Annotated in this window: 19 protein-coding genes; 9 read left to right on the top strand and 10 right to left on the bottom strand. The window is 62.4% G+C overall.

From position 1 onward, the window contains the following. Positions 1-59: 59 nt before the first annotated feature. Positions 60-1,406 carry a hypothetical protein gene (locus BM400_RS21435; RefSeq protein WP_141224038.1) on the top strand — a complete coding sequence of 449 codons (1,347 nt, stop codon included), beginning with the start codon at positions 60-62 and terminating at the stop codon, positions 1,404-1,406. An 88-nt stretch (positions 1,407-1,494) separates the two neighbouring features. On the opposite strand, the gene BM400_RS21430 is transcribed toward BM400_RS21435, so the two are convergent. The 6 genes from BM400_RS21430 to BM400_RS21405 all read right to left on the bottom strand — a co-directional run bounded on the left by BM400_RS21430 (position 1,495) and on the right by BM400_RS21405 (position 7,938). Continuing rightward, positions 1,495-2,337: a hypothetical protein gene (locus BM400_RS21430; protein WP_089843837.1), complete on the bottom strand. Its 843-nt coding sequence runs from the start codon at positions 2,335-2,337 to the stop codon at positions 1,495-1,497. A gap of 206 nt (positions 2,338-2,543) precedes the next feature. Next, positions 2,544-4,190: a DUF4097 family beta strand repeat-containing protein gene (locus BM400_RS21425; protein ID WP_089843835.1), complete on the bottom strand. Its 1,647-nt coding sequence runs from the start codon at positions 4,188-4,190 to the stop codon at positions 2,544-2,546. Positions 4,191-4,192: 2 nt separating this feature from the next. After that, positions 4,193-5,488: a hypothetical protein gene (locus BM400_RS21420; protein WP_089843831.1), complete on the bottom strand. Its 1,296-nt coding sequence runs from the start codon at positions 5,486-5,488 to the stop codon at positions 4,193-4,195. Next, positions 5,485-6,453 carry a zf-HC2 domain-containing protein gene (locus BM400_RS21415; protein WP_089843828.1) on the bottom strand — a complete coding sequence of 323 codons (969 nt, stop codon included), beginning with the start codon at positions 6,451-6,453 and terminating at the stop codon, positions 5,485-5,487. Before BM400_RS21415 ends, BM400_RS21420 begins: the two co-directional genes overlap by 4 nt. 1 nt (position 6,454) lies before the next feature. Then, complete coding sequence (locus tag BM400_RS21410; RefSeq protein ID WP_089843825.1) at positions 6,455-7,252, bottom strand: RNA polymerase sigma factor; 798 nt, start codon at positions 7,250-7,252, stop codon at positions 6,455-6,457. Between the two features lie 161 nt (positions 7,253-7,413). Continuing rightward, positions 7,414-7,938 (bottom strand): superoxide dismutase family protein, encoded by a 525-nt coding sequence (locus BM400_RS21405; protein ID WP_245782081.1) that lies wholly within the window; start codon positions 7,936-7,938, stop codon positions 7,414-7,416. 76 nt (positions 7,939-8,014) lie between these two features. Here BM400_RS21405 and BM400_RS21400 point away from each other — a divergent pair, with 76 nt between their 5' ends. From BM400_RS21400 to BM400_RS21390, 3 genes are read left to right on the top strand one after another with little or no spacing between them, the layout of a single operon-like run. After that, entirely contained in the window at positions 8,015-9,511 is a 1,497-nt protein-coding gene (locus BM400_RS21400) for a S10 family peptidase (RefSeq protein ID WP_089843823.1), read from the top strand. Positions 9,512-9,559: 48 nt separating this feature from the next. Further along, complete coding sequence (locus BM400_RS21395) at positions 9,560-9,949, top strand: type II toxin-antitoxin system RelE/ParE family toxin (protein WP_089843821.1); 390 nt, start codon at positions 9,560-9,562, stop codon at positions 9,947-9,949. A 2-nt stretch (positions 9,950-9,951) separates the two neighbouring features. Beyond that, a complete protein-coding gene (locus BM400_RS21390; protein ID WP_089843818.1) occupies positions 9,952-10,269 on the top strand; it encodes a helix-turn-helix domain-containing protein in 318 nt (105 codons plus the stop codon). Positions 10,270-10,922: 653 nt separating this feature from the next. Here BM400_RS21390 and BM400_RS21380 read toward each other — a convergent pair. The 3 genes from BM400_RS21380 to trpD all read right to left on the bottom strand — a co-directional run bounded on the left by BM400_RS21380 (position 10,923) and on the right by trpD (position 13,073). Then, positions 10,923-11,531, bottom strand: coding sequence for a thymidine kinase (locus BM400_RS21380; RefSeq protein WP_089843812.1), 609 nt, complete (start codon positions 11,529-11,531; stop codon positions 10,923-10,925). Positions 11,532-11,637: 106 nt separating this feature from the next. Beyond that, positions 11,638-12,015: a VOC family protein gene (locus BM400_RS21375; RefSeq protein ID WP_089843810.1), complete on the bottom strand. Its 378-nt coding sequence runs from the start codon at positions 12,013-12,015 to the stop codon at positions 11,638-11,640. 32 nt (positions 12,016-12,047) lie between these two features. After that, on the bottom strand, positions 12,048-13,073 hold the full coding sequence (gene trpD, locus BM400_RS21370) for an anthranilate phosphoribosyltransferase (protein ID WP_089843809.1): 1,026 nt from the start codon (positions 13,071-13,073) through the stop codon (positions 12,048-12,050). 150 nt (positions 13,074-13,223) lie between these two features. Between trpD and sucC the strand changes: the two genes are divergently transcribed. The 5 genes from sucC to ndk all read left to right on the top strand — a co-directional run bounded on the left by sucC (position 13,224) and on the right by ndk (position 19,203). Further along, a complete protein-coding gene (sucC, locus tag BM400_RS21365; protein ID WP_089843807.1) occupies positions 13,224-14,402 on the top strand; it encodes an ADP-forming succinate--CoA ligase subunit beta in 1,179 nt (392 codons plus the stop codon). Further along, the gene (gene sucD / locus BM400_RS21360) at positions 14,402-15,292 is read left to right on the top strand and encodes a succinate--CoA ligase subunit alpha (protein ID WP_089843806.1); all 891 of its coding nucleotides are present in this window, start codon (positions 14,402-14,404) and stop codon (positions 15,290-15,292) included. The genes sucC and sucD overlap by 1 nt, the downstream gene beginning before the upstream one ends. A 119-nt stretch (positions 15,293-15,411) precedes the next feature. After that, complete coding sequence (locus BM400_RS21355; RefSeq protein WP_175529190.1) at positions 15,412-16,971, top strand: glycosyltransferase family 39 protein; 1,560 nt, start codon at positions 15,412-15,414, stop codon at positions 16,969-16,971. 25 nt (positions 16,972-16,996) lie between these two features. Then, positions 16,997-18,721, top strand: a complete 1,725-nt coding sequence (locus BM400_RS21350) for an alpha/beta hydrolase (protein WP_245782080.1) — start codon at positions 16,997-16,999, stop codon at positions 18,719-18,721. A gap of 65 nt (positions 18,722-18,786) precedes the next feature. Continuing rightward, on the top strand, positions 18,787-19,203 hold the full coding sequence (ndk, locus tag BM400_RS21345) for a nucleoside-diphosphate kinase (protein ID WP_089843803.1): 417 nt from the start codon (positions 18,787-18,789) through the stop codon (positions 19,201-19,203). A gap of 59 nt (positions 19,204-19,262) precedes the next feature. Here the strand turns inward: ndk and BM400_RS21340 are convergent, their stop codons facing one another. Further along, positions 19,263-20,498, bottom strand: coding sequence for an SGNH/GDSL hydrolase family protein (locus BM400_RS21340; protein ID WP_245782079.1), 1,236 nt, complete (start codon positions 20,496-20,498; stop codon positions 19,263-19,265). Positions 20,499-20,606: the final 108 nt, after the last annotated feature.

The following is a 20,606-nucleotide window of genomic DNA, read 5'->3' as shown; positions in this document are numbered from 1 at the left end:
CATCAAAACCACCCAAAACCGTAGCATGAACCAAGTCAACAAAACACAAGGGGGAAAATTTGAAGTCGACAAATGCTCCCGCCCGATCGGGCTTGTTTGTCGCGCTCCTGCTTGTGATTGCATTGGTCCAGGATGGGCTCCCGCAGGTGGGCTCTCCCCTGCAGATGCAGCTTGTGCTGCTGCCTTTCAGCCTTCTCTTTCTATTTTTGAGCTGGGTTTTTCTGTTTGGCGGCAAACTGCCATCCTTTCTGACGCGGCTTGGCGGGATGGATGAGGTCTTTTGGTTCACATTTTTGCTGGAATTGGGTTTCGCGGTGCTGTTCCTTGAGGAGACGGGGCACTATGAGCAGTTCGGATATCGCCTTCGTTTGATTCCGGATGCCGTGCTGCTTGGGGGAGCCGCGCTTGCGGTTGGATGGGTAGCCCGCCGTTGGAGGGAGATCAGCGCTGGGCTGGTGCTGGCTACGCTCCTTGCAGCTTATGCGGCTGGACAGGTGCTCGCCATTGTCAGCTTTCCTTTGAATTATCTTCGTTCGGACATGATGTCTGTGATTCTGTGGGCGGACAGAGCACTCTTAGGTGGGGCAAACCCCTACCAGCACTTTCATGTGGCGGACCGGATCTATGACTTTCCCTATCTGCCTGGGATGATTCTTGCCTTTGCGCCGGCGCAGGCTCTGCATCTGGATCCGCGCTGGGCGGCCATTGCGTATGTTGCTGGGGGCATGGGACTTCTGTATTGGGCTACGGCGCCGGAGTACCGGATGCGCGTGGCGGGGCTGGTGGGGCTGTTTGTCCTTTGTCCCTACCTGCAGTACCGGCATGAGCTTTACACGCAGGGGCACTTTTTTTCGTTGATTGTCATTTTTGTGCTGATGCAGCGGGGACGCTTCGCGTGGGCGGCGGTTGCGTTTGGAGTCAGCATGGTGATCTCGCAATTCAGTTGGGTGATCTTTCCGTTCTTTCTGATGAACGGACTGCGGCGCGGGGGCTGGCGAGAGGTGGGGCGGATAGCGCTGATTGCCGGGGGGACGGCAGCGGCGATCATGTGGCCGTTTCTAGCCTCCAAGGCCGGGGATATCGCGCATAACGCAGTGGGACAGTGGGATCTGCTGGAACGGCCGATCGCGCGGCCGATCAATGTGGCGTTCTGGGCGAGCTACCTGATTCGTCCGGTACATCTGAAGTGGGTGCAGTTGGTGGTGCTGACGGGGATCTTTTGTTTCTGCTGGGCAAAGGGGAAGTGCGCGGATCTGGCGGATATGCTCCGCTGGATGGTTGCGGCTTTGACCGTGTTTATTCTGCTGAATGTGCTGATCGATGGGTACTTTTTTCTGATGCTGCTGGTGCCGATGCTGGTCTATGCTGTGTCGGCGAATGGGTGGTTGCGCCCCGCAGGGGATTAGTGTGCTGCTGGAAGCCCACATCTCGAAGGCGAGATGTGGGGCTCCCAGTTTTGCGACTCTGCCCTGAGGTTCATACCGATTCTCTGCTCTAGAAGGCCAAGCGGAGGCTGGTGACAAGGGCGTGGTTGTAGGTGTGGTAGTTGGTGACCGCCGTCTGGAAGGCTACGCCGCCGACCAGTCCCATACGGCTCTTGGCCGAAGCTGGACGGATGGGGAATTTGCCCAGGATGATTCCCGGGGTGAGGAAGGTCTGGGTCTTGCCATCCCGGGTGCCGCCGAAGTAGCGGTTGGAGTTGAGCTCGAGCTCAGGGGTGAAGTATTTTCCGAATTTGTACTGGAATACGGTGTTCGAGTGGACGACGCGACCGTTGGCAAGGGCGTTTGAGGTAGGGAGGCTGCCGCCGAGGCTGGTGAAGGCGGCGAAGTGCCCGAAGCCCTTTCCGGCGGAGAGGGTAGGCGTCAGGACTGCCGTCGTTGCCCCGTTCTTGTGGCTCCCGGTGGGGAATGAGGCGGCCAGCGCACCACTGACGATGTAGTTGCCATGCTGTTCATTGGCCGACAGCACGCGGTATTTGGCGAGGAAGGCGATGTCGCCGAAGCCGTCGGCGGTGCCGTCGCCGTGGGTGATGAAGCCCGGGGTGAGAATGTCGACCTGGGTATTGGCGAAGGGGATGAGGTTGAAGCCTTTGCCTGTGCCGAGGTTCCAGTTCTCCCTGCCGGCTGAGGTCGTCTGACGGGTGAAGTCGCTGCGGTAGACCTGCGCGAGCATCGGGAAGGGCGACAGCATGGGGACGGCCCATTTGGGCTGTTGAGCCTGGGTCCTGGTCGCACGGGCCTGCCACTTTTCAGCGAAGGTTTCGCCGCCGTCTTGTGCTTCGGAGTCGACGGGAAAGAGGCCGAAGGCGAGCAGGAGGAAAAGCAGTTTGTGCATGAGTGAATCCTCTGGAAAGTATGAGCGCGTTGAAGTGTGATCTCTTCGGTATGGACCGGGCCTCTTGCTGGGCCCTCAGGGTTAGACGGGGGAATTCAGGGATTCGGGATCAGGGAACCGCGATGGAGTGGGCAAAAAGGCGCAAAAGTGCATGAAAAAGTCCCTGTGCAGACAGGCTGCACAGGGACTTCGATGGCCGGCCTTCTCTAGGGCTTTGGGGCGGGTGCGGGGATTCTGGGCGTCTTCGGTCTGGCGATGTGCGGCTCGACCGGGGGCGTTGGGGGAGCAGGGGTTATCGGCGGCAGCGCAAAGTGAGGCGGCATCAGAGGAGCGATCGCACCCTTCTTCAGGGAGATATCGTTCTGGGTGGTGTTGATGCGGATGAGCGACCCACCACTGCCCACGGTGCCGGTGAGGCGGCTGATGTTGTTGTCGTCCGACTTGGAGAGCGGGAGGTCGGTATCGACGTCGCCCTCGCGGGTTTCTGCCTGGACGGTGAAGGAGGACTGCTCGGGGACGGTGACGTTGACTTCGCCGTTGCGGTTCTGGATGGTGACGTTGCCCAGGGGAGGTGCGCCGGTGAGGTCGACCTTGCCGTTGCTGGTGGTGACGGAGACGTCGCCGGAGACACGCTCGAGGGTGACGTTGTAGTTGTTGGTCGAGAGGGAGACGGGGCCGAGGAGCTGGTCCGCGGAGAGTTCGCCGTGGGTGAGGTCTACCTCGCCGTCGAGACGAGCTAGCTGGAAGTCGGTGCGGCTGGTGTGGAAGCGAACCGCTCCGTTGATGTGCTCGAAGTGGGTCTTGCCAAAGAAGTCGCCGTTGAGGGTGACGGGGCCGTTGACGTCGGCGATATCGACGTCGCGGCAGTTGCCCTCGAGGGATACGGCACCGGTGATGGAGCGCGCGCTGAAGTTGGAGCCCTTGTTGTTGATGTGAGCGGTGACGGCGGCTGCGATGGCGTTGAGCTCGATGTCACCGTGGTTGGCGGTGACGATGAGGGGCGTCTTAAGCGAGTTGGCGGTGATGTTGCCGCGATCGACGGTGATGGTGGAGGCGGTGGTGACGGGGACGCGGATGTTGAGGTCGACGCGGGCTCCATCCACGGTGGGTACGGAGAGGGTGAAGGCGTCGCCGGAGTTGCTGAGCGTGGGCGAGAGTTGCTGCGCCTTCGCGGAGGCGTCGGAGTCGGAGCGGGTGTAGACCTGCTTGTGCACGGCTACGTGGATCTGTCCGTCTTCACTGTTGCCGGTGATGACGACCTCGCCGCGTGGGTTGTTGACGGTGAGGGTGGAGCCGACGGGGAAGGTCTGGTCGAGGTTTTGGTCGCTCTCGTGGCGATCGCCGAGGAACTCGTCCATGTTGTCGCCGTTGATGGAGAAGCCGTGCATGAGGCCGAAGCCATTGCCTCCATCGCGGGAGATGTTGATGAGGAGACCGGGGAGGCAGAGCAGCATGAGGAGCATGACGACGCCGCCGCGTCCACGATGATAGGTGGGCTGGTCGGGGTGAACGGTGCGTTCGAAGGCCCATTCGGCGAGGAGGATGGCTCCGCCGGCGAGGAGGATGAGGGGCCACCAGCGGCCGTACCAGAAGAAGAGGCTGGCCTGGTTGATGTTGCCGGTGTGGATGAGCAGGAAGACGACGCCAATGGTGATGAGCACGATGGGGCCGAGAATGGAGCCGCCACGATAACCGCGGGCTGCGTACTTTTGCTGGTCGCGGTACATCTTCCACTGGGCGCGGGTGACGTCGCGCTGGGCGCGCATCTGTTCGCGCATGGCTTTGCGGGCGTAGCGCCAGTCGCCCTGTGGCGGAGGATACGGAGGAGGGTAGGGTGGAGGTGCGCCGGCCATGATTACCTTCCTTCCTGGGAGTTCGAGACGTCGGTGGGGTGAATGGTGGTGACGAGCTCAGTCCCCGGGGTGGCGGAGGGAGGTGCTGTTGGCGGCGGGCCGTAGGGCGGGTAGCCGTAACCGGGATAGCCTGGAGGCGGCTGGCTGGGACGAACTCCGGCGTAGATGGCGCGCTCGAGGAAGGTCATGATGCCGGCGAGGATGAGGAAGAGCGGCCAACTCCGTCCCCAGGAGAGGATGTTGAAGTCGGCGAGGAAGAAGATGACGCCGATGAGGATGGTCCAGACGGCTCCGCGAGCGGCACGGAAGATGCGGATGCGGTACTCCGGGGTGCCATCGTCAGAGAGGCTTTGTCCGGTCTGGGTCATCTTGTGGATGAAGCTCCAGACGCCGATACCGATGAAGAAGATGGGCAGCAGGAGGCGAAAGCTGAAGCCGCGGAAGATGCCGGAGGTGTTGAGGAGAAAGAGCGTGCCGAGGGCGATGAGCCAGATGGCACCGGCCGGGAAACGATTCCCCACGGGAGGAATGGGCTCGGGGGCCAGGCTTGGATCGTAGGGGACGTAGCCTGGGCCGTCGAATGGCGGGGTTACGGGCTGATAGGGGGGCGCGTAGGGCGGGTTCGGCGGCGGGGTGTAGGGCGCGTAGGGGGGCGGCGCGGTGTAGCGCGGTGTCTCCCAGGGGGCACCCCAACTGGAGACGGGGGGAGCCTGCTGGGCAGCGCCAGCGGGCGGGACCGGGGGAACGGGAGGCACGCCGCCAGGCGTGGGCCACGACCTGCCGAAGCCAAGGCGCTCTCCGATATCGTTGAGGCCGAAGGGGTTGGGCAAGGGGGTGCCGTCGCGGCGGGCGCGTGCGGTGTGGTGCGCCTCGATGGACTGGTAGGCTACCCAGCCGAAGACGAAGAGCAGGAAGATGCCATTGGTGTCGACCAGGCTGGAGAGCACGGCGAAGACGACGAGGTGGACGATTCCCTTGGCGTACTGGCCGTTGTACATGGCACCGACGCCGGGGATGAGGCCGAGGAGGGCGGCGAGTCCGGGGTTGGGGACGTCGGCCGGGGGCACGAAGCCTGCTGGCGGGACGGGCGGGACCGGGGGAACGGCTCCGGCGGCACCTGGATCGGCACCTGGGTAGGCATAGCCGGTGGAGGCGGGAGTCGCGAGTTTTACTTCGTTGCACAGACCGCAGGGGAAGGCGTTACCGGAGAGGCGTTCAGACTCGGTGGCCACGGCCCTGCCGCAGATCTGGCAGAAGGAGTGGCGCTGTGGATCGGGCTGCTGCTGGAAGTCGCTCATGCCAGATCTCCTTTCAGTTGCATCGCGGGCTGAGAGTCACCCTGATGGTGAAGCGTTACTGCGTTTGCGGGGAGATCTTGAGGAGGCACGGCGCGGGCTACCATGCGGCCATCGGGGAAGAGGGGCTCGCGCCGGCTGGTTCCGGGGCCCGGCTTGGAGTTGTTCCGGGGCTTCTGCTCATTGGGTTGCGCTGCCGGTTTCTGGCCGGGAGCGGCATCCTGAGGCGCTGGCGCCTTGTCGTCGGCGGGCTGCTGCGGCGAGGGGCTGGAGTCGGAGTCGGTGCGCTGGAGTTCGTGGGCGCGGGCTTCGAGCTCGTAGACGACCTGCAGGTTCTGGCAATACCGGACGACCTGCGCATTCGCCTGATTGAAGCTCTTCCGGATGCTCGATGGCTTCAGATCTTCAGCGCTGATCTGCGAGAGATGGACCCCGGTGAGGTTGAGTGTGAGTGCGATGGAGAAGAAGGCCATGGCGGCCGTCATGGCGAGGCGCGGCTGCAGAATCGTCTGGCCGAGGGAGTGTACGGTGTTGCGCAGGCGGAAGGGAAGGACCTTGGCGCCGGCGTAGTTGGTGGCCCTGGGCACGCCGTAGAGATACGGGCTCGGGACGGGCACGGGCTGAGCGGGGAATGGGATGAACTGGCTGCCGGTGTCCGGGAGCTGCGGGGCAATCTCGGTTGTCTCAGAGACGGCCTGGATGCCGCTGGTCTGGGCGATGATGCGCTCGAAGAGAGCGGAGGCCGGCTCCGGGCGCGGGTCGCGGAGCATCTCGAGCCAGGCACCCCCGCGTTTGGCGTCGATGAACATGCGGCTGCAGGTGGTGCAGCTTGCAAGGTGCTTGTCGAAGAAGGCCTGATCCACCGGGCTTGCCGTGCGGTCGAGGACGTCCATCAGCAGAGTCTCGCAGTGAGCGCAGACCTGCGGTGTACCGGGCTTCACGCTTCCGAATTGGTTGATGTCTGCCACGTTAAACCACCTGCCCTTCTGTACGTTGTAGAAGCCTCGCAAGTTCCCCGCGACCGCGACTGATGCGGCTTTTCACGGTGCCTTCGGGAATGCGCAAGACCTCGGCAATTTCTTTGTAATCCATATCTTCGAGATCGCGAAGAATGACTGCTTCGCGAAGTTCGGGAGAAAGCTGTTTGAGGGCGTGCTGGATGCGCGCCTTGAGCTCGAGACCGGCGACGTGATGCTCCTGCGAGGGCCGGGAGTCGGTGAGCTTGTCGCCTAGGGTGGGACCGTCCTCTTCGCCGTCGAAGCTGGCGTCGAGCGAATCGGACGCGCGCTCGAGGCGGGTGCGGCGGAAGTGATCGACGAGGAGGTTTCGGCAGAGCGTGGTGATCCAGGTCTGGAAGCTGCCCTTGGTGGTGTCGAAGCTGGCCAGATTGCGGTAGAGCTTGAGGAAGACGTCCTGGGTGAGGTCCTCGGCGTCGTTCGCGGAGCCCGTGAAGCGGAAGCAGATGGCGTAGATGCGCCGATGCTGGGAGGATACCAACTGCTGCCAGGCGTGCTGGTCCCCGGCCATGCACTGGCGCACCAGTCTGGCGAGTTCCTGCTGCGCGGCTTCTTGCTCGGGAGTACGCTCCAACGGTACCTGCTCGTCCTTTTGGGATGCGAGAAGTGTACCTTGCTCCACGGTTGCCGGGGGAGTGGAGACCTCGGCAACGGCCTGGGGCCGGCGTGGGAGCAGACGGGCCGGACGAGGCAGGCTGAGTGGCCTGATTGGTGCCGGAAAGGTCGGGATCGCAATGTGTAGAACGCCCATGGATGCTTGTACGCATGGGCGTTCGCGGTAGTTCCGTGTTGTTTCGAAGCTTGTCCTGCTGGAGAGGCCCGCTACGGTCACTGCGTGACGCGTCCTGGGCAGCGCGGTGGGCCTCCCGTTGGCCGGTGTGGGATTGCGTTGCCGGCCAACGGGAGAGTGCCTTACTTGGCGGTGATGACGCCGCACGCGATGCGGTTTCCGGCTGCTCCGGTGGGGTCGGTCTTCTGGTCGTCAGCTTTCTCGTGCACCATGATCGAGGTTCCGAAGATGGAGTTCGGCGCGGCGGGATCCATGGAGAGGTAATCGACCTTGTAGGTCATCTCGCCGGTGTGCTGCTCGCCGATCTGGAGGTTCTTACCGAGGTCGCCGTTGTGGTGGCCCAGAGGATTGTCGAGGCCATGCTGCTTCTTGTCCGGGTTGAAGTGACCCCCGGCGGTCTTGAAGTCGGGGGCGTCGCAGACGGGGTTCTGGTGGATGTGAACGGCATGGTCGCCGATGGGGAGGTTCTTCAGGTTGACCTTGATCTCGACGCCGCCCTTCTTGAGGGGCGAGAAGGTCGCGGTGCCGGCGTCTTCGCCTGCTGAGGTCTTGAGCGGTACCGTGACGGCTTCCTTCGACTTGGCGAAAGCAGGGGCGGCGAGAAGGGTAAGGGCCAGTGCTGCTGCTACAGGGGTGCGCATATTCATAGTCTCTCCGGAGCCGTTTACGGCTCGAGTTGCTCCCCACCAGAGTAACCCGAGGGGCGGATGTATCGTATTCGATATGAAGATTTCGTTTGCCGTTCGCGTTGCCTCGTTGTGCATGCTTCCGTTTGCTCTATTCGCCCAGAAGCCCGATGCTCCTGCGGCCAAGCCCGCCGAGGCGACGACGCCCACTCCGCTGCCCGCAGATGCACATGTAGCGCAGACGGTGGTGGTGGATGGCAAGACGCTGCATTACACGGTGACGATCGGTACGCTGCCGGTGAAGACGAAGGATGGCAAGCCGGCGGGGGATGTCGTCTACACGGCGTATACGGTGGAGGCGCCCGCGGGCACGACGCGGCCGGTGACGTTTGCGATGAACGGCGGGCCGGGGGCTTCGTCGGTGTATCTGAACTTTGGGGCGATCGGGCCGAAGCATGTGGCGTTCGGTTCGGAGGGGGATTCGCCTTCGGATCCGGCTGAACTGAAGGACAATCCGGGGACGTGGCTGGACTTTACGGATCTGGTGTTCATCGACCCGGTGGGCACTGGGTATAGCCGGTCGGTGCTGAATGAGGCAGATACGAAGAAGACTTTTTATTCGACGCAGGCGGATATCGAGTACCTATCGCGGGCGATCTTCGACTGGCTGGTGAAGAACGGGCGGATGATGAGCCGCAAGTACTTTGTCGGCGAGAGTTATGGAGGGTACAGGGGGCCGCGGGTGACGCATTATCTGCAGACTTCGCTGGGCGTGGCGATGAATGGCGTGGTGCTGGTGTCGCCGTACCTGAATCCAAACCAGGATGCGAATGCGGATCTGTCGCCGGTGCCGTGGATGATGACGCTGCCGTCGATTGCCGCGGCGCACCAGGAGAGGCAGAAGGCGCTGACGAAGGAGTCGATGGACGCGGTGATTGCGTATACGCGTGGAGACTATGCGGTGGCGCTGTTGAAGGGCAGGTCGGACCCGTCGGCGACGACGGCGATGCTGCAGCATGTGACGGAGATCACGGGGCTGGACCCGGTGTTTGTGAAGCGGTCGGGTGGGCGGCTTGAGACGCAGGCGTATCTGCGGGAGGTCTTCCGGGCGGAGGGCAAGCTGGGTAGCCGGTACGACCCGAATGTGACGGCGCCGGATCCGTTTCCGAACGATCCGGACCAGAGGTCGAACGATCCGATTCTCGAGAGCATCATCGCTCCCACGACGACGGCGATGGTGAACTTTGTGACGCAGACGGTGGGCTGGAAGGTGGATGGGCGGTATGAGGCGCTCTCGACCGAGGTGAATCGGAACTGGGACTTCGACTCTTCCGCGCTCAGGAACGGAGCGGTGGAGGATCTGCGGGAGGCGGTGTCGGCGGACACCAAGATGCGGGTGTTGATTGTGCATGGGTGGAACGATCTCTCGTGCCCGTTCATGGGCTCGGTGCTGACGGTCGACCAGATGCCGATGATGGGCGATGCGTCGCGGGTGCAGGTGCACGAGTACCCCGGAGGGCATATGTTTTATAGCCGGTTGGCGAGCTCGATGGCGCTACGGAAAGATGTGATGGAGATGGTGGGGAAGCACTGACATCTGATTTCCAGCTATAGCACTGAGTGCTATGATTTGTTCAAGACCATGCAGAGCTTTTCGGTCTATCAAACGAAGCAGTTCGCACGATTTGCCAGAAGGGCTCGTCTAGCCGACGACGATCTCTGGCAAGCGGCGCACCGTGCGAATGAGGGCCTGATCGATGCTGATCTTGGCGGCGGTGTGATCAAACAGAGGATTGCGCGGAGAGGCGATGGGAAGTCCGGAGGATCGAGGACCATTCTTCTCTTTCGGCAGGGCGATCGAGCTGTCTTCGTCGATGGGTTCGAGAAGAAGGATCAGGCGAATATCAGTCTGGCCGATCTCCAGAAGTATCGTGCTTTCGCAAAATATGTCTTTGCTTTATCCGAGACCGGGACGACCGAAGCTGTTCGCACCGGCGTTTTTCTGGAGATTCGTCCGTCGAGGGAGGGATAGGGATGTCTAACAAATACCGCAGCAGAGCCTCCGCCGTCATTCACAAGTCGATGAAGGACTTTGAACGAATCGGGCTGGTCGACAAGAAAACGATGCGCGACTTTGACAGGATGTGTCTTACTCCCATCGAAGCGATGCCACCGGAGAAGATCGTGGCGATTCGCGAACGGGAAGATGTGAGCCAGGCAGTCTTCGCGTTCTACCTGAACGTAACGCCCAGCCTGGTGAGCAAGTGGGAGCGTGGCGAGAAGAAGCCTCAGGGAGCTTCGTTGAAGCTTCTGAACCTCGTAGACAAGAAGGGGCTGGATCTCGTCGCCTGAGGAGGCGCAGATAAGGGAATTGGTGATGATGCCTTGGCGCGCCAGGTCGTTTGAAGTCCTTCGAAATATTGCAGAGGCAGCGCATGTTCGGGAGGAGTGGGCCGAATATGCATCCTTTTGTACGGTTTACGAGAAGGGATTGCGAAAGGACGCCTTTGTGCATCTTGAGCGATTCCTGTGCCAGATTGAGAGGGCTCCGTTCGCGGAACGAAAGACCTTCATCAGTTGGCTTCTCCATCGAGCGGAGGGGCAAGACGGGCGCGATATGCTGCTTCCACATCCTCTGCGTATCAGGCTTCTGGAACCGACTCTTTTGGAATGGACTCTTGTTGAGCCAGCGTGTGCCGAACCACATCGATGGTTAGGAGACCACGAGCATCTTCAACGGGCAGTGGAGCTGGACCCCTGCGATGAATTGGCTCGGTTGAAGCTGGTCAATTCCCTCGTCGCGAGGGTTACATGAAGCACACATGAACTGCCGTACGGTTATCTCGGAGTCGCTCACGAGGATTTTGCCAGCCTTGACGAGGCAGAAGCGCTTCTCAAGGGGGTTTCAAAAGAAGAAGATCGCATTGTATGGGATGCAGAGATCACCGAACAAAGGGAGCTGATTGCGGCTTACCTACGATCCAAGGACGATCCGAAGGCATAATCTACGCCTGGATCGCAGGCAGCTCCAACTGCTCGGACTCATGCTCATCCAGATAAGGCTTGAAGCAGGCGCGGCAGCGGGCCTCGTAGACTCCGGCGGCTCCGACGACGACCAGCTCCTGGCTGGCGCCTAAGCGCTGGGTGTGGATGGCGGGCTGGCCGCAGACCATGCAGACGGCGGAGAGCTTCGCGACTTCGTCGGCGACGGCCATGAGAGCTGGGATGGGGCCGAATGGCTCTGCCGTGAAGGTGGTGTCGAGACCGGCGAGGATGATGCGCTTGCCGAGATGGACGAGCTCCACGACGAGAGGGACGATGGCTTCATCGAAGAACTGGGCCTCGTCGATGCCGACGACTTCGATGGACTCGAGCTGGGGGTAGAGAGCTTCGCGGAGACGCTCCGTGTTCGCCACCGTCATGGCCTCGTGGGTCTGGGCGCTATGGCTGGCGATGGACGTGCGATGGTAGCGGAGATCGATATCGGGTTTGAAGCAGGCTACGCGCTGGCGAGCGATGCGCGCGCGCTTGAGACGGCGGATGAGCTCTTCACTCTTGCCGGAGAACATCGGTCCTACGATCACTTCAATACGGCCTGGAGAGGGTGCGGTCATGTACGGGTGCCTTTACCGTATCGTAACCGCCGGAGCGGGGGTGGCCCGGTGGATTTCCGGGCCGAATCCGAGTTTCCTGAGGAGAAAATATTTGGTTTTTTCCGGGTTAGGGGAGAGGCTGCCAGAGCTCGACGCGATTGCCCTCGGGGTCCTGGATCCAGGCGAAGCGGCCGTACTCGTAGTCTTCGCGTTTGGTGTCGATCCAGACGCCGGAGTCGGCGAGCTGCTGGAGGAGGGCGTCGAGGTCGTCGACGCGGAAGTTGATCATGGCGGTCTGGATGCCGGGGCCGAAGTAGCGGGTGTCCTGAGGGAAGAGCGACCAGACGGTCATGCCGGTGGTGGCTGGAACCTCGTCGGTCCAGAGGAAGTTCGCTCCGCGGTGGTCGGAGAGGGTGATGCCGAGGTTGCGGCTGTACCACTCGGCCAATGCCCTGGGGTCGCTCGCTTTCAGGAAAACTCCGCCGATTCCGGTGACTCTCGCCATGCCGATCCTCCTCCAGAGATTCTTGTGTCGTCTTACGTGGCCAGTTTGGCCACCAGATGTGTGACGGCTCCGCGGTCGATGGTGTTGGCTGCGAGTTGCACTCCGGCTGCGATATCCGGGGCGAGACCCGCGGTGACCAGGACGGCGGCGGCGTTCAAGAGAACGACATCGCGGCGTGGGCCGTGCTCTCCGGCGAAGATGTTCTTGAGAATTGAGGCGTTTTCGAGTGCGTCGCCACCCTGGAGACTCCCAGAGGGCGCACGCGAGAGACCGGCCTGCTCCGGGGTGAAGGTGGCGAGGGTTACGGTGCCGTCGCGGACCTCGGCGACGAGGCTGGGACCCTCGATGGAGATCTCATCCAGGCCCGTGCCGTTGGCGGCCTCGCCGTGGACGACGAAGGCGTGGCGGGTGCCGAGCTCGGCCATGGCTTCGGCGACGAGGGGAACGAGGTGCGGTGCGTAGACGCCCATGACCTGGGCGCAGGCACCGGCGGGGTTGGTCAGGGGGCCGAGGATGTTGAAGACGGTGCGGACACCGAGGGCCTTGCGGATGGGCATGACGGTGCGCATGGCAGGGTGGTGCGCGGAGGCGAGGAGGAAGACGAAGCCGTGATCGCGGAGGGCGGTGGCGGCTTCGTTGGGCGCGAGGCTCACAGGGATGCCGAGGGCTTCGAGCACGTCTGCGGAGCCGGACCGAGAGGTGACGGCGCGATTGCCATGTTTGGCGACGGTGGCCCCGGCGGCTGCGGCGACGAGGGCGGCGGCGGTGGAGATGTTGAAGGTGCCGCTGAGGTCTCCGCCGGTGCCGCAGGTGTCGACGAGGGCGGTGCGCTCGACGTTGGTGAGGGGCAGGGGCGTTGCGGCGGCGCGCATGGCGTCGACGAAGCCGGCGACCTCGAGGACGGTTTCGCCGCGTGCGGCGAGGCCTCCGAGGAGGGCTGCGAGCTCCAGTTCGGGGTTTGCGCCGGAGAAGAAGGTCTCCATGAGATGGCGCGCCTCGGGCCGGGAGAGCACGGCGCGGTCTTCGATCAGGCGCTTCAGGAAGGGCTTCAACGACATAGAAAGAGCGTATCAGGTGCGGTTTGGGAGGATTTCGTTCGCTTACCGGACAGATGATCCGATATTCATCCTCCCCGGCTTGCCGCTCGTTGTTTGGCTCCGCTACACTTCTCGCGTATCTCAAGAAAGACCGTCCGGCGGGCACACATCATGAAGATTCACGAGTATCAGGCAAAAGACATTCTGCGGAAGTACAACGTGCCGGTTCCAGGCGGCGAGATGGTGACCACGCTGGAGCAGGCGGACACCGCAGCCAAGGCGCTGTTTTCGGCCGGTAACGCGGTGGTTGTCGTGAAGGCTCAGATTCATGCGGGCGGACGCGGCAAGGGCGGCGGCGTGAAGGTGGTGAAGAACCTCGAGGCAGCCAATGAGGCGGCGAAGGCTATTCTGGGCATGCAGCTTGTGACGCACCAGACCGGCGCGGCTGGCCAAAAGGTCCAGAGGCTGCTGATCGAAGAGGGTTCGGCGATCGACCGCGAGCTTTACCTCGGTCTGGTGCTGGATCGTGCTTCGGCGAAGATCGTCTTCATGGCCTCGCAGTCCGGCGGCATGGAGATCGAGGAGGTCGCGCATGCGACTCCGGAGCTGATCTATAAGGAGTACGTCGATCCCGCGGTCGGCTTCCAGCCCTTCCAGGCGCGCAAGCTGGCGTTCAAGCTCGGCCTGACGACGGCGCAGATCAACCCTGCCGTGGCGTTCATGATGGGCCTGTACAAGGCTTTCGTCGAGACGGATTCGACGCTGATGGAGATCAACCCTTTCATCACGACGAAGGACGGCAAGTTGATGGCGCTGGACTGCAAGATCAACTTCGACGACAACGCGATGTTCCGTCACAAGGACCTGAAGGAGCTGCGCGACCTTGCGGAGGAAGATCCGCTTGAGGTCGAAGCCTCCAAGTTCGCCCTGAACTACATCAAGCTCGACGGCTCGATCGCCTGCATGGTGAATGGCGCGGGTCTGGCGATGGCGACGATGGACATCATCGAGTACGCCGGCGGCAAGGCTGCGAACTTCCTCGACGTAGGCGGTGGAGCCAACCAGGAGCAGATCGAGAATGCGTTCGGCATCCTCCTCTCCGACCCCAACGTGAAGGCGATCTTCATCAACATCTTCGGCGGCATTCTGCGCGTGGATGTGCTGGCCACGGCGGTGGTCGCGGCGGCGAAGAAGCTGAACGTTTCGATCCCGATCATCCTTCGCCTTGAGGGAACGAACGTGGAAGAAGGCCGCAAGATTCTGGCTGAGTCTGGATTGAAGTTCCAGGTCGGCGCAACGATGAAGGAAGCTGCCGACTTGGCTGTCGCCGCGGCGAAGGGGGGCAACTAATGGCGGTTCTCGTTGACAAAAATACTCGTCTGATCGTGCAGGGCATCACGGGCCGCGAAGGCACCTTCCATGCGAAGGGCTGCTCGGAGTACTCGAAGCAGTTCGGCTACGACATCGTTGTCGGCGGCGTGACCCCCGGCAAGGGCGGCACGACGCATGAGGGATGGCCCGTCTTCAATACGGTGGAAGAGGCTGTTGCCGCAACCGGTGCGAACGCCAGCGTTATCTTCGTTCCGCCACCGTTCGCGGCGGACGGCATCCTGGAAGCGACCGACGCCGGCTTGCCGCTGGTGATCTGCATTACGGAAGGCATTCCTACGCTGGACATGGTGAAGACGTGGGAGGTCGTGAAGAACTCGAAGACCCGTCTCATCGGACCCAACTGCCCCGGCGTCATCTCGCCCGGCAAGGCCAAGATCGGCATCATGCCCGGACGCATTCACAAGGAAGGCTCTGTGGGCATCGTCTCGAAGTCCGGCACGCTGACGTATGAGGCTGTCTACCAGCTCACCACGCGCGGCATCGGGCAGTCGACCGCGATCGGTATTGGCGGCGACCCCATCATTGGGACAACGCACATCGACGCGCTGCGCCTGCTGCAGGACGATCCCGAGACCGAGGCAATCATTATGATCGGCGAGATCGGCGGCTCAGCCGAAGAGGCTGCGGCGAAGTTCATCAAGGAATATGTGACGAAGCCTGTGGTTGGGTTCATCGCTGGGCAGACGGCGCCTCCGGGCCGCCGCATGGGCCATGCGGGCGCGATCATCTCGGGCGGCGAGGGCACGGCTGCCGAGAAGATGAAGGCGATGACTGAGGCTGGCATCACGGTGGTTAAGTCGCCGGCTGAGATCGGTGAGGCTATGGCTGGGCTTTTGGGTAAAGCTTAGTTGGAATAGAGAATACGAACGGCAGAGCCTCGGCTCTGCCGTTTTCCTTTGGGTGAAGAGGTGGCGACCACATATACTGGCGCGGATCCCATTCACTCATGATGTCGACTGAAACCGTTTTGACAACCGAATGGCCTATCCGGCACCGGCGCTGGGTGCAACTGGCTGCGCTGGCGGCGCTCGTTTGCCTGGGTGTCGCGCTGCGTGTGGTGAACCTGAACGGCGTTACGCGACGCACGCCCGATGAGTACGCCTATGCCGAGGCAGGGAAGGTGTTGGTGGCGCAGGGGCGGGCGGGTGTGCCGATGTTGATGGAGCACGTGGCCGCGAATCCCATGACGGCTGCGAACCCGGTGCGCGCGGGGTATCTCTTTCTGGTTGCGGATGCAATGCGGTTGACGGGGCACACGGACGAGTTCGCCGGGGCCGAGCTGGCGTGTGCCGCATCCATCGTGTGCGTGCTCCTGCTTGCGGTGGTTGCGTGGCGGAGGTTTTCGCCTGGAGTGGCCCTGGTGGCGATGCTGCTCTATGCGGTGAATCCGGCTGCGTTGATGACGGCGCGGCGTGGATGGGGCGATACGGTGATTGAAGCGGTCGCGCTGCTGATGTTGCTGGCCGCATGCGAGGTGGCTGCGGGTTCGCGACCCATGGGCTGGGGAATCCTCGTTGCTCTGCCTGGAGGATTCGCGATTACGCTGAAGCAGACTGCGGTGCTCAGCTTCGCGTTCTGCGCAGGCTGGATTCTGGTGGTCTTGTGGTTACGCAGACAGCGGCGGGATGCTGCGCTGTTTGCGGGGCTCTGTACCCTGACTGTGCTGGTTGCGGTGGCGTGGCTGGCTCATCTGCTGGGTGGATGGCAGCACTTCGTCGCGTTCCTCACGAACAGCATGAACTCGTCGACGGGGAATGCGTACAGCATGGCGTACGAGGGGGGCTCGCCGTTGCGCCTGGGCAGGGCGTTCCTGGTCGTCAGTGCGCCTACGGTGATGCTGGTTCTGGCGGCGATTGGGTATGCACGTGACCTGAGCCGGCCGGTGCCGGTGGAGCGGCAAATGACCTGGGCCTTCTTCGGATTGTGCGTGGTCTTTCTGGCCACGGTGACCTTGATGAACAACCGGATGAATCTTCGTTATCTTGCGCCGCTCTATGCCCCTGAGGCTCTGCTGGCTGGGGTGGGGATGGCGTTTCTGGTGGATATGGCGACGCAGAGGCGCCCGGCGTGGGGGGCTCCGGTGGCCGGTGTTGCCGGGATGCTTGTGTTGGGTGCGGCTGCGCTGGACTATACCCACTTTCGGACGGAGTTCGCTCTGCCCGACGTGCAGGATCTCTCGGTGCGGATGGTGGTGGAGGCCGCTGGCTCTCCGACACCTGTTGCCCTTGACGCGAGCGGCGCTGCGGTGCCTCCGGGGGGCGTCGAATTCTGGATCGCGGCTGCGGTCAAGGCCTCGCAGGCCGGGGAGTGTCAGGCCACGATCGATACCTCGACCCATGCGGTGCAGATCGACGCCAACAGCGCCCTTGCATGGAATAACCTGGCAGCGGGCTTCGAATGCAGTCACCAGTGGCCGGCTGCGATTAGCGCGGCGCAGCATGCGTTGCAGATCCAGCCCGACTTTCCACTGGCTCGCAACAACCTGAACTGGTCGCTCGAGCAGCAGGCCAAAGAGTCTTCGAAGTAGATCGTTTCCCCGCTATACTTCCGGCATGCGAACGAAGATGCGTTTGTTTTCCCTGGTTGGCCTGCTACTGCTGGCCGCGGCTGTTCAGGCTCAGACGGTTACGGTCAGCTTTCCCGCTGCGCAGTCGGCGAAGCCGCTGGACGGGCGTGTGCTGTTTCTGCTCTCGAACGACGGGAGCGCGGAGCCGCGGATGCAGATCGACGATACGCCTCGATCGCAGATCGTCTTTGGGGTAACGGTCGATGGGTGGAAGCCGGGTGAGGCGGTGAAGATCGACGACGCGGCGAGCGGGTATCCGGTGAGGAAGCTGAGCGAGGTGCCGCCGGGTGACTATACGGTGCAGGCGGTGCTCGATGTGTACGAGACCTTCCACATGGGCGACGGGAGGACGATCAAGCTGTCGGCGGATCGTGGGGAGGGCAAGCACTGGAATCTTGCGCCGGGGAACCTGTACAGCGCGCCGAAGAAGGTGCATGTGGGGCCGGGCGCCGCGCCGGTTGCGGTGTCGCTCGACAAGTTGATTGGGCCGATTACGCCGGAGCCGGATACGAAGTATGTGAAGCATCTGAAGGTACAGAGCGCGCTGCTAACGAAGTTTTGGGGGAGGCCCGTGTTTCTGACGGCGATTGTGCTGCTGCCGGAGGGGTTCGCGGAGCACCCGAACGCGCACTATCCGCTGGCGATCTTTCATGGTCATTTCCCGGAGGGATTTGACGACTTCCGGACTACGCCGCCCGATCCGAACCTCAAGCCGAACTACTCGGAGCGGTTTCACCTGGCGGGGTACAACCGGATTCAGCAGGAGGAGGCTTACAAGGAGTTTCAGCAGTGGACGTCGAAGGGCTTTCCACGTGTGCTTGTGTTGCAGATTCAGCATGCGAACCCGTTCTACGACGACAGCTACGCGGTGAACTCGGCGAATCTGGGGCCGTATGGCGACGCGATTGAGACGGAGCTGATCCCTGCGGTGGAGAAGCAGTTTCGCGGCATCGGGCAGGGCTGGGCGCGGTTTCTGTATGGCGGCTCGACCGGCGGGTGGGAGGCGATCGCGGTGCAGATGTTCTATCCGGAGCACTATAACGGCGCGTACATCGCGTGCCCGGATCCGGTGGACTTTCACGCCTATATGACGGCCGATCTCTACAACCAGGCGAACATGTTCTACCTGCCCGGCGCGAACAAGCAGGTGGAGCAGCCCGCGATGCGCGACTATCTTGGCCACACGCTGATCAGCATGCGCGACAACATCGCCTATGAGGCGGCGCTGGGCGATCATGGGCGGTCGGGCGACCAGTTCGACATCTGGCAGGCGGTCTTCTCGCCCGTAGGGCCGGATGGTTACCCGCTGGAGATCTTCAATAAGACCACCGGGGCGATCGACCACAAGACCGCCGCGTACTGGCGTGAGCACTACGATCTGAATGCGATCCTTCAGCGCGACTGGGCTACGCTGGGGCCAAAGGTTCAGGGGAAGCTGCATCTTTATGTCGGTTCGGACGATACGTACATGCTGAACAACGCGGTGTATCTGATGGAGGACTTTCTGAAGACGACGGGCACGCCTGGGCATGGGGTTCCGTATGACGGCGAGGTGAAGTACGGGCCGCGCGCGGAGCATTGCTGGAACGGTGACCCGTCGCTGCCGAATGCGTATTCGCGCCTGCACTACAACACGATGTACCTGCCGAAGATGATGGAGAGGATTGCGAAGACGGCTCCGGCGGGTGCGGATATGAGCTGGAGGTACTGAGGATTGACGGTGTTTTTACCGCGTTCCGGTACACTAAAGAGACTGTTTTACCAAGGAGAACTCCGTTGTCACAGCGCACCTTCAGCATCATCAAGCCCGACGCCGTCCGCAAGGGCTATACCGCCGCCATTCTCGCCAAGATTGAAGAGGCCGGCTTCAAGATCGTTTCGATCAAGCGCCTCTCGATCTCGAAGGCCCAGGCCGAGGGTTTCTACTATGTTCACGCCGAGCGCGGTTTCTTCGGCGAACTGACCGACTTCATGAGCTCCGGGCCAATCTTCCCGATGGTGCTCGAGAAGGACAACGCGATCGCCGACCTGCGCAAGCTGATGGGCGCGACCAACCCGGCACAGGCTGAAGAGGGCACGATCCGCAAGGAGTTCGCCGCTTCGATCGGGGAGAACGCCATCCATGGTTCGGATGCTGAAGAGACGGCTGCGTTTGAGATCGGCTACTTCTTCGCTGGAATCGAACTGAAGTAAAGGCTTTACAACGAAAAAAGGCAGAGGCCCAAGTGGCCTCTGCCTTTTTCGTTTGCAGTTTACTTCTTTGGGGTGAACAACTTCAGGTCGATGGATTCGCCCATGGCCTTGTAGCCGGCGTCCTTCGGGTGGAGATGGTCGCCGCTGTCGTAGGCGGGATTGAAGACGGTCGGGTTGGCGGGATCCTGCGTGGCCTTGTCGAAGTCGATGACGCCGTCGAGATCGCTGCTGGTGCGGATCCAGGTGTTGACGGCGGCACGGGCGGCTTCGCCCTCGGTGGACTGGTACCCTGCGCCGACGTACGGTGTGAGCGTGGCTCCGATGATCCGGATGCCGTGGGTGTGGGCGCGGTCGGCCATCTGCTTGAAGCCCTGGATGATGTCGGCGGCGGAGATGACGTCGTAGGGCTTCTTGGAATCGAAGGCGTGGCCGATGTCGTTGATGCTTTCCATGACGACGACGTACTTGACGCCGGCCTGTGCGATGACGTCGCGGTCAAAGCGGGCCAGCGCATTGGGGCCGGTGTTGTCGTGCAGGATGCGATTGCCGCCGATGCCCATGTTCAGCACGCCGAGGCCGGAGGTCTTCTTGTCTTTGGCCAGGCGCGCGGCGAGGATATCGGGCCAGCGGGTGTTGGTGTCCCTGGTGGACTTCGCGCCATCGGTGATGCTGTCTCCGAAGGCGACGATGGAGGCGTCGGAGGCGGGTACGCGGACGTCGATGCCTTTGAGGAAGTCCCAGTTCGCGAACTCCTTCGCGCCCTCGAGCGAGGCCTTGCCGACGGCGTTGCCGGGTGCGATGTAGTTGGTCTGGTAGGCCGCGCCGTGCTGGCTCAGCCTGGAGATGGTCTGGGCCGGGATAAAGATGCTGACGGCGACGTCGGCTCCGGTGGGCAGGGTGAGGGCGAATCCATCGGAGACGGCGAGGGCTCCGGCGGGGATGGTGATGGTGGGGCTTCCGCCGAAGGTGACGGCGTTTGCCGACGCGAGCTTGATGCTGCCGCCGCCGGCGCTGAGCGCGACGTGGACCGCGCCGACGGTCAGGGGCTCGGTGCCGAACTCATTGGTCAGCACGACGCGCGTGTACGCCCCACCCAGCGACACATGCACGATCTCGCGAAGGGTCATGTCGGCGGAGCCGGGTCCATCCGGCTTGTTGGCCGCAGCCATCGGCGCAGCGCCCCAGGTGCCGACCCAGTGATCCGGCAGGGCCTTCGCGGCGAAGACATGCACGGGCATAGCAAGGACGCAGACTGCAACGACGGAAGCGAGATGGTTCTTCAGGGTCAGTTTCAAGGCGGAATCCTTCATGGGATGGGATCTTGCATGCGACTAGCGGAAACAATTTCTCCGCGCAAACCATAGTACCGCTCGGGTGGTGTCTTCACGAGCGATAGCGGCATC

The sequence above is a fragment of the Granulicella pectinivorans genome (assembly GCF_900114625.1).
Lineage (GTDB): Bacteria > Acidobacteriota > Terriglobia > Terriglobales > Acidobacteriaceae > Edaphobacter > Edaphobacter pectinivorans.
Note: the sequence above shows the minus strand (reverse complement) of the source record. Positions and strands in the feature narration are given on the sequence as shown.